The 1,567-nt window shown below is 71.7% G+C and carries 3 protein-coding genes; all 3 read right to left on the bottom strand.

All coding sequences use genetic code 11. From position 1 onward, the window contains the following. The coding region (trpD, locus tag RMO85_RS10905; protein ID WP_310528750.1) for an anthranilate phosphoribosyltransferase at window positions 1-663 on the bottom strand (663 nt) is incomplete at its 3' end. Between the two features lie 61 nt (window positions 664-724). After that, window positions 725-1,126: a hypothetical protein gene (locus RMO85_RS10900; RefSeq protein ID WP_310528749.1), complete on the bottom strand. Its 402-nt coding sequence runs from the start codon at window positions 1,124-1,126 to the stop codon at window positions 725-727. A gap of 10 nt (window positions 1,127-1,136) precedes the next feature. After that, the coding region (locus RMO85_RS10895) for a cytochrome c oxidase assembly protein (protein ID WP_310528748.1) at window positions 1,137-1,567 on the bottom strand (431 nt) is incomplete at its 5' end.

The raw sequence follows: 1,567 nt of genomic DNA, 5'->3' as shown, positions 1-1,567 counted from the left end.
ATCCCCGCGGAACACCCAGGCGTCGACGCCGCGGGATGCGAACACGCCCGCCATCACCGGGGCGGCCGCGGGATCGGCACAGCCGATGGCCTGGGCTGCCGGCCGGGCCGGGTTGGTCAGCGGGCCGAGGAGGTTGAAGCTGGTGGCGATGCCAAGCTCGCGGCGCGGCACCGCCGCATGCCGCATCGCCGGGTGGAAGGCAGCCGCGAAGCAGAAGGTGATGCCCGCCTCGAGGGCGACCTCGGCAACGCGCGCGACCGGCAGGTCGAGGCGGATGCCGAGCTGCTCGAGCACGTCGGCCGAGCCGGACGTCGAGGATGCCGAGCGGCTGCCGTGCTTGACCACGCGCGCGCCCGCGCCGGCCGCGACGATGGCGGCCATGGTCGAGATGTTGACCGACATCGACCGGTCACCGCCGGTGCCGACGACGTCGAGCAGGCGCCCGTCCACGGAGATCGAGTTGCCGGCGGCCAGCATCGCGTCTGCCAGCGCAGACACCTCGGCCACGGTCTCGCCCTTGGCCCGCAAGGCCACAGCGAAGCCCGCGATCTGCGCCGGAGTGGCCTCACCGGCAAGAATCTGCGCCATCGCCCACGTGGCCTGCTCCGCGGACAGGTCGCGTCGGGCCGTGAGGGTGGAGAGCACATCGGGCCAAGTGGTCATGCGCCGAGTGTTCCAGACGCAGACCCGCGCTCCTGGGACCGTCTCGCGCGACAGGGAACGCTCAGGTGGTGGTGGCCGGCACCCGCGAGCGCAGCAGCGAGATGACGGCCTCGGCGAGCTGGACCGGGTCGATCGGGTGCGGGACGGCGGCCTCGGCGCGCGACCAGGTCGCGAGCCAGGCGTCCTGCGGCCGGCCGGTCAGCACCAGCACGGGCGGGCACTGGTAGATCTCGTCCTTGAGCTGCTTGGCGATGCCCATGCCGCCGGCCGGCACGGCTTCGCCGTCGAGGATCGCCAGGTCGATGTGGCCGGCATCCATGTTCTGGATGACGACCGGCTCGGTGGCCACCTCGACGTACTCCAGCTCGGGCAGGTCCGGGTGCGGCCGCCGACCGAGAGCGAGGATGACCTGCTGGCGGGTGTCGATGTCGTCGCTGTAGACCAGCACCTTGAGTCGGCTCACGAGCGCGATGCTACCGCTCGGCTCCGGTGCGACGAGCCCGCACCTCCAACAGGTCGAGGCGCCGGTCCTCCCGCTCGGCCTCCTTGAACGACGAGCGCACCCACTGGACGAAGAGCACGGCGAAGAAGAGCAGGCCGATCAGGTCGCCCGCGCCCCACAGGAGCCCGCCGGCCAGGTGCTGGTCCTCGAGCGCCGGCGGGAGCCACGAGGCCATCGGCCCCTCCCGCAGCGATAGGTAGTGCGACTCCCCCAGCAGCGTCGTCTGCCCCATGATCGTAACGCCCAGGAACGCGTGGAACGGCAGCGTGAGCACGGTCAGCAGCACCCGGGCGGGATAGCTGACGCGTCCGGGCAGCGGGTCGATGCCCATCAGCGGCCAGAAGAACAACGCGCCGACGGTGACGAGGTGGACGTGCATCATCTCGTGCACGAACGGCGAGG

The sequence above is a fragment of the Nocardioides sp. genome, from assembly GCF_031422975.1.
Classification (GTDB): Bacteria; Actinomycetota; Actinomycetes; order Propionibacteriales; family Nocardioidaceae; genus Nocardioides.
The sequence above is the reverse complement of the archived record's forward strand: the minus strand, read 5'-3'. Positions and strand labels throughout refer to the sequence as shown.